Origin of the sequence: Leptotrichia sp. oral taxon 221 (genome assembly GCF_018128245.1) — a bacterium.
In the GTDB taxonomy this organism is placed as follows: domain Bacteria; phylum Fusobacteriota; class Fusobacteriia; order Fusobacteriales; family Leptotrichiaceae; genus JABCPH02.
The window spans coordinates 1897014-1913151 of sequence record NZ_CP072378.1; the positions used below are offsets into that span (position 1 = coordinate 1897014).

Annotated in this window: 13 protein-coding genes; all 13 read right to left on the reverse strand. The window is 30.1% G+C overall.

Going from position 1 to position 16138, the window contains the following annotated elements; all coding sequences use genetic code 11:
* Window positions 1–60 precede the first annotated feature (60 nt).
* Window positions 61–357, reverse strand: coding sequence for a PG0541 family transporter-associated protein (locus tag J4863_RS08530; protein WP_147002791.1), 297 nt, complete (start codon window positions 355–357; stop codon window positions 61–63).
* 102 nt (window positions 358–459) lie between these two features.
* Window positions 460–3534, reverse strand: coding sequence for an efflux RND transporter permease subunit (locus tag J4863_RS08535; protein ID WP_211618314.1), 3075 nt, complete (start codon window positions 3532–3534; stop codon window positions 460–462).
* A 50-nt stretch (window positions 3535–3584) separates the two neighbouring features.
* Window positions 3585–4784 carry an efflux RND transporter periplasmic adaptor subunit gene (locus J4863_RS08540; RefSeq protein ID WP_211618315.1) on the reverse strand — a complete coding sequence of 400 codons (1200 nt, stop codon included), beginning with the start codon at window positions 4782–4784 and terminating at the stop codon, window positions 3585–3587.
* Between the two features lie 115 nt (window positions 4785–4899).
* Entirely contained in the window at window positions 4900–6168 is a 1269-nt protein-coding gene (locus J4863_RS08545) for a TolC family protein (protein WP_211618316.1), read from the reverse strand.
* Between the two features lie 17 nt (window positions 6169–6185).
* Complete coding sequence (locus tag J4863_RS08550) at window positions 6186–6785, reverse strand: TetR/AcrR family transcriptional regulator (RefSeq protein ID WP_211618317.1); 600 nt, start codon at window positions 6783–6785, stop codon at window positions 6186–6188.
* Between the two features lie 337 nt (window positions 6786–7122).
* Window positions 7123–8220, reverse strand: coding sequence for an RNA-guided endonuclease TnpB family protein (locus J4863_RS08555; RefSeq protein WP_211618318.1), 1098 nt, complete (start codon window positions 8218–8220; stop codon window positions 7123–7125).
* A 228-nt stretch (window positions 8221–8448) separates the two neighbouring features.
* Window positions 8449–9636, reverse strand: a complete 1188-nt coding sequence (locus J4863_RS08560) for an RIP metalloprotease (protein ID WP_371815590.1) — start codon at window positions 9634–9636, stop codon at window positions 8449–8451.
* Window positions 9637–9813: 177 nt separating this feature from the next.
* Window positions 9814–10344 (reverse strand): cell division protein SepF, encoded by a 531-nt coding sequence (locus J4863_RS08565; protein ID WP_314045755.1) that lies wholly within the window; start codon window positions 10342–10344, stop codon window positions 9814–9816.
* A 12-nt stretch (window positions 10345–10356) separates the two neighbouring features.
* On the reverse strand, window positions 10357–11049 hold the full coding sequence (locus J4863_RS08570) for a YggS family pyridoxal phosphate-dependent enzyme (RefSeq protein WP_211619362.1): 693 nt from the start codon (window positions 11047–11049) through the stop codon (window positions 10357–10359).
* Between the two features lie 72 nt (window positions 11050–11121).
* Window positions 11122–12291, reverse strand: coding sequence for a radical SAM family heme chaperone HemW (gene hemW, locus J4863_RS08575; RefSeq protein WP_211618319.1), 1170 nt, complete (start codon window positions 12289–12291; stop codon window positions 11122–11124).
* A 157-nt stretch (window positions 12292–12448) separates the two neighbouring features.
* The gene (locus J4863_RS08580; protein WP_211618320.1) at window positions 12449–13516 is read right to left on the reverse strand and encodes a TonB family protein; all 1068 of its coding nucleotides are present in this window, start codon (window positions 13514–13516) and stop codon (window positions 12449–12451) included.
* A gap of 52 nt (window positions 13517–13568) precedes the next feature.
* Entirely contained in the window at window positions 13569–15644 is a 2076-nt protein-coding gene (locus J4863_RS08585) for a TonB-dependent receptor (RefSeq protein ID WP_249111521.1), read from the reverse strand.
* 58 nt (window positions 15645–15702) lie between these two features.
* Window positions 15703–16122: a biopolymer transporter ExbD gene (locus J4863_RS08590; protein WP_211618321.1), complete on the reverse strand. Its 420-nt coding sequence runs from the start codon at window positions 16120–16122 to the stop codon at window positions 15703–15705.
* Window positions 16123–16138 lie beyond the last annotated feature (16 nt).

The window sequence follows — 16138 nt, forward strand, 5'->3', positions numbered from 1 at the left end:
TTATCTAAAATTAATTAGACAACCTATTTTTTCTCAAATTAAATCACATTTGACAAAATTTTATAAAATAATATCTTCAACAGGCAAAATAACTGCTCCCATCGAAATTCCACGACCTAAATCTATCTTCATAATTTTAATAATCCGTATAATCTCTTGTGCGTGCCTATCTTCCAAATAAGTAACTAAAATACTGTCTGTCCCTGGCCAAACATGTGTATTAAAATGTTTAAAAGTTTTACTCCAAGAACTATGAACAGCTGGAACTATAAAATATTGATCTATTCCATACTCTCTTAATTCTTCTTTCATTTTTTCCGTATAAAATGAATCAAAATATATTTCTAATCTTTTCACAAAATTCTCCCCTCTAATTTTTATAAATATAATTTTGTCTGATAACTCATAAAAATTAACTTTTATAAGTTACCAAACACTTTAATAAATCAAAGAATCGAATTATTTAGCATATCCTCTTCTTTCTTCTTCTTTTTCCTGTCTTCTCTTTTCTTCTTTTTCTTTTTGTTTTCTCTCTTTTCTTTCTTCAACCAACGAATATAACACTGGTGTAAAGAACAATGTCAAGATTGTACAGAATGAAAGTCCAAACATTACTGCAATCGCCATTCCTTGATAGTATCCCGAACTTCCTTTACTCGAGAATACCATTGGCAACCAACCTAATACTGTTGTAAGCGTTGTCATTAAAATTGGTCGTAGTCTTGAACCACAGGCTTCTACTAAGGCATCATGAATCGACCAGCCTTTTTTCCGCAATCCCGCAACGAAATCAAGCATTACAATCGCATTATTAACCGCCATACCAAATAACATCAAGATACCAATCATAACGAACATACTAAGTTGTACTCTGGTTATCGCTAATCCTAAAATTACTCCAATCATTGATAATGGCAATGTTGTCATAATCATAAGTGGCAAGATAAATGATTCCAACTGAACCGCAAGTACTGTATAAATCAACACAATCGCAAGTAACAAGTCTTTCTTAATTTGTCCACCCATTTCAGATTGGTTTTTAGCTTGTCCTGCTACCCCAATTTTGTATCCTTCAGCTGGATTTGCCTTCTTGAATGACTGTTGAATAAATGTCGCTGCATCGTTAAATCCTTTTGATTTATCCAAGTTTGCACCAACTGTTACAATTCTTTTACCATTTTCTGTTGAAATAGTTGACGCACTTTCTTCATATTGCATTGTAGCAATATCTCCTAATCTAACATAAGTTCCTTTATTAGTTTTTATCTCTAAATCCATAATTTTATTCAATGAATTTTTTTGATTTTTTTCCAATTCCAACACTACATCCAATGTTTCTGTACTTTGAGTTACATCAATTGGATTTGCTGATCCAGATGCTGTCATAAATAGCATTTGAGTAATATCTGTTACAGTTATTCCATAACTTTCTGCTTTTACTCTGTCAACTTCCAATTTAGCTTGTGGATATCCACCTTCAGTCGATGACTTAACATCCTTAAACCAAGACTGACTCTTCATATCATTCATTATCGAATTTGCAATTCTATTTAATTCTTGTGGGTCATCACCTTCTATTTGAAACGAATAATCTTTCTGCGATGAACGACCTCCTGCTTTTTGTGGTGAAACCGCAAGTGTTACATTTGGTAAATCTTTTAATTTTTCTCTGACACGGTTCATTGCCTTCATCGTATCTTTCTTTACATCGACATTTATTGTCGCTGCACTTTTTGAGGCAATAACATTTATATCTTTAGTCGCTGGATCTGCTTTTACAACAGCTTCCATTTTATTTGCAATATCTTTTGACACATCTAAATCTAATCCTGTCGCAAGTGTCGCAACTACCGAATATTGATTATCGTCAATCGTTGGAAAGAACGTAGTTTTTACCGTTTTTCCTATTCCAAATACAACTATAACAAATGTTATTGTAACTCCAATTACCATTTTCCATCTATTTTCCAATACTTTTGCCACTAATTCTTTATATTTATCTCTAAATGCATTAAATTTAGCAGCTTTTTCAGCATTATCTGATATTTTTTTAACATCTAAAAATAAACTCGAAGCCATTGGAACCCATAACATCGCAACAATAATCGAAGCTGACAACGCAAACATCATTGAAAATGCAATACTCTTAAATACTTCCTTAGCAAGTCCTTCAAATAATATAATTGGTAAAAATACACAAACTGAAGTTGCAGTTGACGCCATCATCGGAAGAATTACTTCATTTGTACCCCGTATCGCTGCTACATCTGCTGGTTCCTTATTAATCTGAATGTGATCAAAAATATTATCCAGCGTAACAACTCCGTTATCTACTAATGATCCAACTGCAAGTGATAATCCCATTAACGAAACCATATTCAATGTTATCCCTTGTGTTGTAAGTAAGAAGAATGTAAACATTGCTGAAATCGGAATCAATGTTCCCACAACTAATGACGCTCTCAAGTTTTTCAAGAATACAAAAAGTACTATGATTGTAATGATAACCGCTTGTATCCCAGAACTTGCAACATTTTTTATTGATTCACTAACTTTTTCACTGTTATCAACTATTATATTATAACTAGAACCTTCTGGAAATAATGGTTTTGCTTCTTTCAAAGTTTCCTTAGCCTTTTTAGCAACCTCCACCAAGTTACCATCTTTACTCTTTTGAATCATAACGGCAACCATTTCTTTTCCATTATATGTTACATATGATGTAGGATCCTCTGTTCCATACTCAACTTTTGCCACATCAGCCAATCTAACTGTTTGATTATTTTGATTTGAAATAACGATATCCTGAATTTGATCAAGCTCTTTTAATTCTCCATCAACTTTTAGGATAAATTCTTTCGTCCCATCAGTTATTGTACCTGCTGGTGTTACCGTATTAGCTGCTTTTATTTTACTATAAATTTCTGCCGCTGACAAATTATATTCCTTTAATCTAGCTGGATCCAGCCAAACTTTAATTTGTCTTGTCGCATTACCCATTACAGAAATATTACCGATACCTCTATTTCTCTTCAATCTAGGTTGTAATGTTTCTTCAACAAATGATGTTATTAACTCTTTATTTTTCCCAGTAATTCCAATCATTAACGCCATGTTGGAACTCCCTGCTATATCTAATTTTGATACTGTAGGATCTTTAAAGTTATCATCATCTGGCAATTGTCCTTTTATTTTATCTATTTGTGTTTGAACTTGTACTTGTTTAATATCTGTATCTACACCATAGTTAAACTCTATCGTAACTACTGATGAACCATAAGATGAAGATGTTGTAATATTTTTAATTCCATCTACATTCAATGCCGCATCTTCAATTTTTTTAGATACTTGTGTTTTTACATCTTCCGCTGTCGCTCCAGTCCAAGTGGCATTAACAACAACTATCGGTATATCATAATCTGGTATTCTTTCCTGTTTCATACCTGTCATCGCTACCCAACCAGCAAAAATCATAAATATAAGTATCATCGTTGTCGACACTACTCTCTTCGTTGCAAATTCTGCTACTGTCATTTTATCTCATACGATTGCAATAACCGTATGCTCCTTTCTCTATTTTTCTATTACTGCACAATATTTACTTTTTCATTCGCTTGTACAACATTTTGTCCATCAACAACTAACTGATCACCAGCTGTCAAGCCATCACCAGTCACTGCCGCATAAGTTTCATTTTGATTAGAAATATTTATCGGTATCATAACTGCTTTTCCATCTCTAATAACATAAATAACTTGCTGAACTCCTCTTACTACAATCGCCTTTTTAGGAATAATCAACCCATCTTCAGCTCCTGTTGCAATATTTGCTTTTCCATACATTCCACTTTTTAACTCTCTATCTGGATTAGGGAATTTAACTTTTACAATAAATTGTCTACTAGCTGAATCAGCTGAAGCTGCTATTTCATAAACTGTTCCAACAATTTCCTTACCATTCAATTCATCAACTTTTATAGTTGCTTGTGCTCCCATTTGAATTTTTTTAACAATTTCTGCTGGAACTCCAATTTCCAATTTCATTTCACTTTCATTAACCAATGTAAATAATTTTGCTCCTGCTGATACTTGTTGATGTCTTTCTAAATCCATATTTGCAATATATCCGCTAACTTTAGTTTTAATAACAGTTTTACTGTTAGTATCATTTGCTGTAGCCAAATTAGCTTGTGCCGAACTCAAACTGTTTCTTCTAGAAGATAATGCATTTACCGCTGTATTATAGTTACTTCTAGCTGAATTTAAGTTAGCTTGTGCCGAACTTAATTTTGTTTGTGCTGTCAAGAAATCAGTTTCTGTAATTAATCTTTTATCATATAACATTTTATATTTTTGATAATTAATTCTCGCTTCTTCCACTGCTGCTGCTGCTGAGGCAATATTTCCTTTAGCTGCACTAATATCTCCATGTGCCGAACTAATATTAGATTCTGCCGTTCTTACATTTGAAACAGCCTCTCTAACACCAGATCTTGCCGCTTGATTATCAATTGCCACAATTACTTGCCCTGCATTTACATAATCTCCATTTTTCCCGTTAATTACTACAACTTCCCCACTTGAAGTCGCTGTATACGGTATTTCTTCTATCCCTTTTATCGACCCACTTGCCGTGTATCCCAACGACATTTGATTTTGACCGATTACTTGCACTTTTACTGGTCTTGCTGTAGATGAATTTCCTTTTGGTTTTTTCTTTCCGCATGAAACAGTAAGCAATGCTAGCACCACCATCGCTACAATTATTTTTTTATTTATTTTCATTTTTCCTCCCTATTTTTTATTTTTTTCAGTAGTATTTATAAAAATCTATAAATTTAAATTATTTTTTAAATAACATATTATTAAAACTTCTTGTAACTCTTTATTTATAACATCTTTAATCCAAATATGCTCCATATTTAGAAACTAGGAAATAATAATTCAATTTAGCTTGTGCATAATTTACTCTGGCTTGTCTTAAATTAGTTTCAGATTGCAATAGATTTTCCATCGTAATTAATCTATATGAATATCTTTCTCTTTCCATTTCATAAGATTCTTCTGCCTTTTGAACCGCTAATTGCAATGCAGCTATACTTTTTTCCAATGCTCTTAATTGATAATAAGTTTTTTTCATATTTGTTTGAACAACCTCCAAAGTTTGATCCACTTGAAGTTCTGTTATTTCTTGAGTTTTTTTCGCATATTTTACGTTGTTTTTTCTTGTTCCCCAGTCAAATATGTCCCAGCTCCAATTCACACCAGCCGAAGTCGTAAAGTTTCTTGGTTTCAAAATATTTCCAAATCTATCTTGACTTTGCAATGTTCCGTAATTTATTACCCCACTAACAGTTGGTTTGTAACTTGCTTCTTCCAACTTAACATTTTTCTTACTCAAATCATTTTGTTTCATAGAAATTTTATACTCTGTATTTTCTGTTTTCAATTTTGATAAATCATCTTCTAATTTAACTGTTTTCGTAAAATTATCCTCAACTCCAAATGGAACAATTTCAATTTGTGAACTGTCTTTCATTCCAATCAAAATTCCTAACGATTCCTTCGAAACTTCAATATTTCCTTCTTGTTCTACGATTTGTGCTTCAATTGATGACAAACTTCTTTCTGCTTCTGTAAGCTCTGGCTTAGTCGTCATTCTCAAATCATACAATTCTTTTTGTGTTTTCAAATTTTCATTTAGTGTTTCCTTCGATTTTTGCAACACTCCCAAAGTACTCATTGCATTATAAACATCAATATACGCTTGAACTGTGCTTAAAATAGTATCTTTTCTAACTTTATCCAAATTAAGTTGTGCCAACGTCAAACTTTCTTTACTTATTTCATGATTCAATTTCAATTTACCACCTGTATAAATCGGTTGCGACAATGTTAAATAATGTTGAAAAGCCTCTCCTTTTTTAGAAAAATCTTTATCCAAAAATTCTTGAGCTTTCCCTGAATACCCTACTGTAAAAAATTTGCTTGCCCAGGCTTTATCTACATTAATTTTCCCTTGCTCTGCTTTCAACATTCCAATTTTAATATCTTTATTATTTTTAATTGCCATCTCTGCTGCTTCTTGTATCGTTATTTTTTGTGCAAAACTCGGAATTGCAATTAACAATAATAATGATACTATTATTCTCAATTTATTTTTTTTCATCTTTCCTCCTATTTAATCTATTTTAATGCATTATCGATGAATTTTAAAATTTCATTAATTAATTTCTGATTATCCTCTACTATCCCATCAAACTCTTCCTTTGAAGAAAAAGTATATTCTTTTTTACATACAATTTTTTTAATCAAATAATTATTAATTGCCGAAATTATAAAATCTGAAATAATTTCTATATCGTATTCCCTGTTACTTTCATATCTTAAAAGTACATTTTCTTTAATAAAACTCTTAAAAAATTTTGTCATTTCTTCATGAAATTTACCTACATTTGTATTCTGAGTAAAAGAATTCATTATTCCAATATCCACATTGTTCAAAAGTTCTAGAATACTTTTAAATCTTTCTTTAATAAAATTTTCTAAAGTTTTTTTCGGATTTTCATCAATTTTTACTTTCGAATATTTTTCCATTTCAGATTTTTTTTTACTTTCTAATAATTCACATAAAAGTTCCTCTTTCGTCTTGAAATACGTATAAAAACTTCCTTTTGAAATTCCTAGTTTCTTCGTTATATCCTCAACTTTTGTATCTGTGTACCCATTTTTTCTAAACAATTCAAAAGCCTTTTCCAATATCATCGTTTTTTTATTTGATTTCATTTGTTGTCGTTAACTCCTATTTATCTATTTTATACTATTTATTATTTATTTACCCTAAATAAAACCTCCTATTTTTCTAATTTTTTTAACCCCTTTTTTTAATTTTTCAAAAATGACTTCCAAGTCAATTTATTAAATATAATAGTACTTTTTTACATTTTTGTCAATCTTTATTTTTCTTTATTTTAAATAATATTAATTTTCCTTTTTCCAAATTATTATAAGTGAACTACTCCCGCTTTTAGAAGCGGGAGCTTCTTGGGAAGTATCTGCTTTTGCTAGCCAAATATATTTACCAAGCTCTTCGGACAGTCCCTGCCCTGTTTTTTTAATTTTCCTAATATTCCAACATCAATTTTCCAATGTTTTTTATATTCAATGCTGCATTGTAATCTCTATCAATTTCAATCCCACAGCATTCACATTTATAATTTCTTTCTGATAATTTCAATTTCTCTTTAACATTTCCACATTTACTGCAAGTTTTCGATGACGGAAACCATTTATCTATCTTCAAAAATTGTTTCCCCAAAAACATCAGTTTATACTCAAGCATTCTCAAAAACATTCCCCACCCATTATCTCCTACACTTTTCCCAAAATTTAATGCCTGGCTCATCCCTTTCATATTCAAATCCTCAACAACTACTGCATTATATGTTTCAGACAATTTTTTCGATAATTTATGTAAAAAATCTCTTCGACTATTTTTAATATATTCATGCAATTTTGATATTTTTGCTTTTTGATTATACCAATTTTTAGAAAACTTTACTTTTCTCGATAATGATTTCTGTAATTTCTTCAATTTTTCCTCCAACATCCTAAAATATCTTGGATAATCAGCCCTTTGGTTTTCAGAACTGACAAATAATTCAGACATTGAAAAATCAAGTCCAATTACTTTATCATTACTTGGCATTTTTTGAATTTCTTTTTCAAATTCTGTCAAAACAGAAACATAGTAATTTCCATTACTGTTTGTCAATGTTACCGACTTTATTCTATAATCCTTTGGTATTTCTCTATGATATTTTAATTTAACTTTTTTCAATTTTGGCAAAATCAAATATTTATTTTCCTTAATTCGTATTGAATTATTCACACAATTTGTCGTGTAACTTTTAACACTATTCTTTTTAGATTTAAACCTCGGAAATTTCGCTCTCTTCTGAAAAAAATTCGTAAACGATCGTTTTACATTTAATTGAGCATTTGAAAGTGCTAGACTGTCTACTTCTTTTAGAAATTGATTTTCACTTTTCAAACTGGCAGGTGTAATTATTTTATTTTTTCCAGTTTCTTCATAAATTTTATTCGCAGTATACAAAATCGTATTGTAAACAAAACGAACACATCCAAAAGTCTTATTTATCAATAATTCCTGATCTTTATTTGGATAAATTCTGTATTTGAATGCCAAATTATATTTCATAAAATTACACCTCCTTTTGATTTTGAATATTATTTTTAATTATTTCTCTTCGATATTTTATACAAAAATTGTATCATAAGAGTATCCTTTTTTCAATTTTTTTTACAAAAAAAGCAATTCATCTCCCACTTATAGAAGTCGGAGACTTCTTGCTATCTTTTTGTTAAAAAATTAGCAAAAAAAAATTGAGAACAACCTAATTTAAATTGTTCTCAAAATTTCACTTTTCTAAAAATACTTTGTAATATCACTAAACATCATCAACGCCATTAATATCATTAGCAATATCATTCCAACCATATGGATTCTTTCTTCTATTTTTTTATTCACTTTTATTCCCACAAATTCTGGCAAAACGAATAAAATTCGTCCACCATCTAAAGCTGGAATTGGTAACAAGTTCATTAATCCAATATTTATCGACAAAATTATAAAAATATTTAACAACGATAACATCCCACCTGAATTATACGCTGCTCCTATTAATTTTGGAAGACCTACAGGCCCTGTCATTTCTTTAAAAGGAACTTTCCCTGTTATCAGCATTTTAACACCTTTTAACATCATTACAAAATAATCACCAAATACTACAAAACTATATTTTACTCTTTCAGAAAATGTAGATTTTTTCATTTTAACTTGGATTCCTAAAACATAAGTCTTCAAATCTTTGTAATACGTCAATTTAACCTTGTTATCTAACATTTTCCCATTTCTAAGTACCTTTACGTCAATATCCTGATTCGCATACTTTTCACCATTTATTTTCTGAATTTCCTCTGAAAGCTCTCCCCATTCAGAAATTTTTCTACCGTTCAATTCTACAATCTCATCATTCGGCTGCAATATGTCTTTTACTTTCGAATCATTTTGAATCACATTTATAACTGGTTTCGTATGTTTTGACGGTACTATTCCAGTAATCGAAAATATTAAGAAAATCACTAAAATTGCAGAAATAAAATTCATCGCAATCCCAGCAATTAAAACAACAAATCTACTAAACGCCGATTTCTTATAAAATCCATTTTCTGAAATAGCTACTTGCCTTTCAAGCTCTTCTTCCATCTCAATATTCAACCGTCTTTCAGCTCTCTCAACAAACTCATCATCCGAGATTTCAATTTCAGCTATCTCCAAATCCTCTTTCAAATCCTTCGTTATTTCGTCAATTTTCTCTTTCCTAAACTCTTCCATATCAAATTCTTCTGGCTGCATCCCACCTATATTTACAAATCCCCCAAGTGGAAGCATTCTCACAGAATAAACAGTCCCATTAATTTTTTTTGAAAATAATTTTGGTCCCATTCCAATCGCAAATTCAAAAACTGGCATTTTATAGAATTTCGCCGTCAAAAAATGCCCCAATTCGTGTATAAATACAATTATTCCCAAAATCACAATTGATAAAATTATACTAAAAATAACTAACTCCTCCTTTTTTCTAGCAATCCTTTTCCTATCAAAATATAGCAAAAATTCAATAATTTTTCCAAAACTTTACCATATTTTACCATCATAATCGCCTAATTCCTAATAAAAAAGAGTTGTTAATAGAAAAACTTCTATACTATAACAACATCTTTTTAAATATTATAATAATTTGTTATCTTTATCTTCTTCTTCTAAAGCAGTATCAATATCTTCATATTCAATTCCATGAGGTATTGATGTTAATACTTTATCAGTTACTTTTGAAAGATGAGCATTCATTGCATAAGCAGCTCCGCTAACAAAATCTATCACCCTTTGACCTATTTCAAATTCTAAAAATTCCAAACTAAATGTAACCACTTTGTTTTCTTTTATTGAATCAGCAATCAATCTTGAATCCTCGAAAACTTTGGGTCTAATAATCGAGACATAACTTACTTTTGATGCCGTTGTTGTTGTTGACATTTTTGCACTTTCCTCCTTTTTACTTCCTACTCCAAAAATACTCATTACTTTCTTTTCCTTCTCTTTTTCTTCTTGTTGTGGTTTTTCAAAAACCTTATTTTGAGGTTTTACTGGTTGTTGCGTTGTATTCTCTTTTGTCTCTTCAAAATCGTTTTCTACTTCGTCATCATCTTCTTCAACATCATCACCGAAGAATTCCATTATTTTCTTTGTAAATCCACTCAAGACTTTACCTCCTTATTTACTAATTAATTTACTTCCTATTCTTATTATAGTCGCACCATTTTTTAATGCTTCTATATAATCGCCAGACATTCCCATAGAAAGCTCAGTCAAATAATCATATTTCTCTGCATACTTTCTTTTTAAATCTAACATTTTTGAAAAATATTTGCTTATTTCTTCTTCACTAGCACCTAAAGGAGCCATCGTCATAAACCCAATGATTTTTACATTATCCATTAAAAAATATTTATTACTATCTTTTTCAAAATCTTCCACATAAATACCTGTTTTTGATTCCTCTTTTGATACATTAATTTGAATTAAACCATTAACAGTTCTCCCATTTTCAATGGCTTTTTTATTAATATCTTCTAAAAGTTCATAAGAATCTATTGAATGAATAAGGTTTACGTTGTTTATTATATACTTTATTTTGTTTTTTTGCAACCTTCCAATAAAATCCCAAACTATATTTTTATATTTTTCTCCTGAAAATTCTTTTAATTTATCTCGATAAACTTGTGCTCGATTTTCCCCAAAATAATTGTAGCCCATTTCTATTATTTTTCTATGTTCTTCAATGTCATAATATTTACTCACAAATAGAATTTTTACTTTTTCTGGGTAAGGAGAATATCTTTTTATATCTTCTAAAATTTGATTGTAATTTTTATCAATCACTTCTTTGCTAATCTCTTTTTGCATTTCCAATTTTATACTCCTTGTCTAAATAATTCTTTCAATTATTTTTTATTTCACTTAATTATAACCTATTTTTTATACAAATTCAATAAATACATTATTTGCAAGTAACATTCCTTTTTTCGTAAGCCTAATTCGAGTATCTATTCCTTTCTCAAACTTAACTTTTTCAATCAAACCATCTTTCAAAAGTTTCTCCACTCTCTCATCCTCAAAATACTCAATTCCTTCTTGAATCAGCCTCAATCCAAGCATTCTCTCAAGTTTAATTTTCTCTTCTTTATCCACAATCTCAATCGAATTTTCATCTACTGGAAACTCATCTTTGTCAATACTCGCATAATATTTCCTAAATGTCCGTACATTACTGTGTCTTTCCCCATCAAAATACCCAGCCGCACTCATTCCAACACCAACGAATTCCTTATTCCGCCAATATTTTAAATTATGTTTCCCGGCATTTTTTTGCAATTTTTTTAAATCTTCAAAATTTTTCACTTTATAAACTTCAACATCTTTATCATATATTCTCGCAAAATTAGAAATTTCATACTGACAATATCCATTTTTCTCAAAAAAATCAATAATTTCTTCATACATTTCCGCTTCCAAATCTTGATCAATCTCAGACAAAATCCCCTTTTGCAACTTACTCCAAAATATCGTCCCTTCTTCCCAAATCAACGAATATATCGAAACATTATTTGGCGATATCTCCAATATTTTCTTTAAATCCTTTTTCAAATCATCCAAACTCTGATTCGGAATTCCAAACATCAAATCTATCGTAATATTATCAAATCCTGCTTTTCTCGCATCTTTAAATACTTGAATTGCTTCCTCTCCACTATGCTGCCTTCCAATAAACTTCAAGACATGATCCTGAAAACTCTGAATACCAATACTTAGTCTATTTATCCCCAATTCCCTAATCTGCTTCAATTTTTCAAACGACATATCATACGGATTCAACTCCAAAGTTATCTCTGAATTTTCTTTATACTTCAACTCTCCCATTATCGACGCCAACATCTCTATCGTCAATAATGACGGCGTTCCACCACCAAAATAAATCGTATCATACTCATATTTTGGATGCATCCGTATTTCCTTTATCAAATAATCTGTATATTTCTGATATTCTCTCTCCATTTTTACAAACGTACAAAAGTCACAATACTCGCACTTTTTATCACAAAAAGGAATATGCAAATATATCGCATCTATGTTTTTCGTTTCAGTCATTTTATTTTTACCTTTTTTTCTTTAAATTGCTTGATATATTTTACCATATGTGAAACGTAATTTCAAACTTTTTGTAATGATATTAAAATAAAAATTGAGAAAATATTAAATATTTTAAAAGGGAGAAATACAACTCCCTCTCTAACCTTCTTTTTAGTTATTTAAGTTCAAATTCAAACGATTTTGATATTGTACATTTCAAAGTTTCTGGATTTTTTACTTTTACTCTTATTTTACTAGCAGCCTTTCTTGCTTCTTGTTGAAAAATTGCACTTCCTCCTGAAGCCGAAATCACACTAACAGAACCACTACTATTGAAATGAAATTTTACTGAAACAGTAACAACTCCTTTATTCCCAAGCCTTCGTGCTGCAATAGGATAACTTAAATTCGGATTATACGAAACTGTAAAATCTTTTCCCTCATTACAAACATTTATGTTTTTTTCTTTATCTTTTTCATTATTTCTTTTCTGTTCATTATCATCATTTTTGCTAGATTTTTTGCTAATTTTTTCTAAATTTCTTACCTTTGAACTACCACTATCTTCAGCTTTCCTATTAATATTTCCTCTGTTACTACCATCTTTTCCACTGTTACCGTCATTACCTAATTTCTTAACAAAAGAATCACTTTTAACATTTTTATTAACACCATCTCCATGATTCCCAATTTCTCCACTAAAAATATTAGTTCTTGTCTTATTAATATGAGAATCATTTTGATTATTTCCAACAGTATTTTCTGAAACATTTTTTGAAATATTTGTAGGTGTTGATGTTGTATCTACCGCCTTTTCTTTTGAAACTACTTTCACATCCTCATTTTTTTGCAAAACTTTTTCAGTGTACTTAATTTCCTTCTGATCATTCAAGTTACTAATTTTCTTTGAGTTAGATTCAAATCTTGAGTTTGAAATTCCATCATTTTGTGAAATTTCTATTTTCTCAGAATTTCTAATATTTTTAGTATTATGAACATCCTTCACTCTCTCATTATTTACAAATTTGTCATTTACAGATTTATCATTTTCCTCTCCATTATTTTTATTTCCAGCCACTCCTTCTGGAACATCTGAAACATTTGTAAACACACTTTCACTCAAATTTACCGTCATTGGCTCATTTTTCTTATTTTCTTTTTCATTATTATTTGAAACATAATAGGCTACAGGAATAAATAAAGCCATAACATTTAAAACAATTGAAATTATATAAAATTTCATTTTTTCCCTTTCTTTAACGCTTTAAACAGATTTATGAAACAAACTCACTTTTCTAAAATTCATAACTTGCTCCGACGTAATAAGTTCGTTCATCAGCTGGTGAATACACTGTACTTCCTGTAAGAGGATCTTTCCCTTGAGCAACATTGTATTTTTTATTAAATACGTTTTTTACTCCTGCATTAAGTCCAAATCCATTTTTATGTTTATATTTCAATCCTAAATCTGTTGTAGAATATGAAGGTATTTTTTCATTGTAGGTATCCACTGAACTTGAGTAATAATTTAAGTTAGCAGTCGTTCTCAAACCATCTGCTATTTCATAATCAAGTCCTAATGTAACTTTTGTAGACGGAACTCCTGGTATTTTTTGTCCATCTTTGAAATTATAAGTTGTTGAAGCTAATACATCATCTCCAACTTTCTTAATTTTGGCATTTACATATGTAAATGATTCATTTACTCTCAATTTACCTAAATATTGTTCAGCAAATAGCTCTACACCTGTTCTTTCGGTAGCTTTTAAATTATGGAATGTCCATCTTGCTGTACTTGGTCCTCCTAACACTCCGTGATCCATATTCAAGTATATTTCGTTATTTGTTCGTGTATGAAATGCTGTAGCACTTACAAATGAATTCCACAACATATCTTTAAATCCTACTTCATATGTATTAAATTTTTCTGTTTTTAAATTATTTAAAGTATAATTTCTAGCACCTGGTGCATAATCAACAAATTCTGTTGCAGCTGGTGATCTAAATCCTCTTTCATATTTCGCATAAACATTTCCTGTATCAGAATATTTGTAATTAAGTCCCACTTCATAAGCACTATTACTATCTTTTCTCGAACCGTGCATTTCTCTTGCTGGAATAGTTACAAAACCTCTTCCCCCAGGTATCGGCATTCTTGTAGACGGAACTTCTTTATTTGTTTTATATTCTGCTCTTTCAAATCTATACCCTGCTGTCCCTTCTAAATTACCAACAAGTTTATGACGCCCTAACAAATAAAATGAATTCGTTTCTTTCGCTAAATCAACATTCATAATTGGTGTTCCAAATATAGTTTGTTCTCTACTTCCCTTATGATTAATGTAGTTATATCCAAAAATTATATTCCCATTTTCAAGTCCATAATTTCCCTTAAAATTAATTCCTTTTTTATTATCTTCAAATTTCGTTTTAGGCATTCCATACATAGTTTTATTTGTATCCTGTTTATATCCTGTCAATGACAATTTCAAATTATCAGTAACTTTTCCTTCGTATCCCAAGCTATACTCTTTTCTATCAACATCAATATCACTCAAAGTTCCAGACTGTCTTCTATCACTCAAAAGTTGTGATTTTGTTAAATCTGACGCCAATGTTTCTTCTGAATCATATCTCGACGCTTTAAATTTCAAACTATGATTATCTGTTATATTATATTTCAAACTCCCATTCAAATATTCATTTGCTTCTTTTGAACCTCTTCTATAACCTTTTCCATTAACATTTTCATATCCTAAATCAATAATAACTTTATTCCCGTAATTGATTCCTGCATCAAATCCTAATTTATTTGTCCCATAAGAACTATTTTGATAATAAACTTTACCAGAAGCTCCTTCTTTTGTTCTATCTTTTGTAATGATATTTACAACTCCACCTCGAGTTCCACTTCCATACAGAACTGTTCCTCCACCATTTATTATTTCCACTCTTTCTACATCATTAACAGATATTGTATTTAAAGGAATATACGCATGAGAAGTGTCAATCGTATCCATCGCAACATCCCCATCAATAAGTATTTTTACCGAAGAAACTGCTTTAGAAATATTCGCACTTGTCCCCAATCCAAATCTACCTTGCCCTCTAATATCTACTGCTGAACCAAATCCAGTTTGTGTTATATTGACTCCTGGTGCCTGTTTCAATATATCTTCTACCGTATTATATCCTTTTTCTTTAATATCCTCTGATGTAATAATAGTTACATTTTTTATCTGATTATCAACATTATCACTAAATCCTGTCGCCGTCACAACTGTTTTTTCAAGTTTCCCTTCATATTTTCCCTCTGCATATAAAGATAAACTAGCTAAAATTAAACTTAAAATTGTAATTTTTTTTAACATAAACTCTATTCTCGCATGACATCAGTATTTTTTGCCACGCTCTCCTTTCTCTATTTTATTATTTATCATTTTTTTGTATATTAAGACTAACATTTTTTACATTTTCATTACGTAATTTCGACATTACTTCTACAATATATCCATATTCAAGATGCTCATCCGCCGTCAATGTCACATTTTCAAGCATTTCTTTAGGTAATTTCAAAATTTCACCGTGGATATTCTCCTCTGAAATTTCTTTAGTATCATTACCCACCTTTAAAAAATATTTCTTGTTTCTATTTACTATTATTTCTACCTTCGTTTCTTCCTTCTTATCAAATTTAGCATTCGATTTTGGAACAGAAAGTTGAAATTGTGAATATTTATTAAATGCTGTGGCAATCATAAAAAATATTAATAACATAAATATGACATCAATAAGATTAAGCATTGATATTTCTACATTCTGCCTACTTCTTCTATTAGAAAATTTCATTTTTTATTCCTTTCAA

What these genes read in the sequence shown, in the direction of transcription:
- J4863_RS08535 (WP_211618314.1), bottom strand. Translation starts at nt 3,534, where the DNA reads ATGACAGTAGCAGAATTTGCAACGAAGAGAGTAGTGTCGACAACGATG.
- J4863_RS08540 (WP_211618315.1), bottom strand. Translation starts at nt 4,784, where the DNA reads ATGAAAATAAATAAAAAAATAATTGTAGCGATGGTGGTGCTAGCATTG.
- J4863_RS08545 (WP_211618316.1), bottom strand. Translation starts at nt 6,168, where the DNA reads ATGAAAAAAAATAAATTGAGAATAATAGTATCATTATTATTGTTAATT.
- J4863_RS08550 (WP_211618317.1), bottom strand. Translation starts at nt 6,785, where the DNA reads ATGAAATCAAATAAAAAAACGATGATATTGGAAAAGGCTTTTGAATTG.
- J4863_RS08555 (WP_211618318.1), bottom strand. Translation starts at nt 8,220, where the DNA reads ATGAAATATAATTTGGCATTCAAATACAGAATTTATCCAAATAAAGAT.
- J4863_RS08570 (WP_211619362.1), bottom strand. Translation starts at nt 11,049, where the DNA reads ATGCAAAAAGAGATTAGCAAAGAAGTGATTGATAAAAATTACAATCAA.
- hemW (WP_211618319.1), bottom strand. Translation starts at nt 12,291, where the DNA reads ATGACTGAAACGAAAAACATAGATGCGATATATTTGCATATTCCTTTT.
- J4863_RS08580 (WP_211618320.1), bottom strand. Translation starts at nt 13,516, where the DNA reads ATGAAATTTTATATAATTTCAATTGTTTTAAATGTTATGGCTTTATTT.
- J4863_RS08585 (WP_249111521.1), bottom strand. Translation starts at nt 15,644, where the DNA reads ATGTTAAAAAAAATTACAATTTTAAGTTTAATTTTAGCTAGTTTATCT.
- J4863_RS08590 (WP_211618321.1), bottom strand. Translation starts at nt 16,122, where the DNA reads ATGAAATTTTCTAATAGAAGAAGTAGGCAGAATGTAGAAATATCAATG.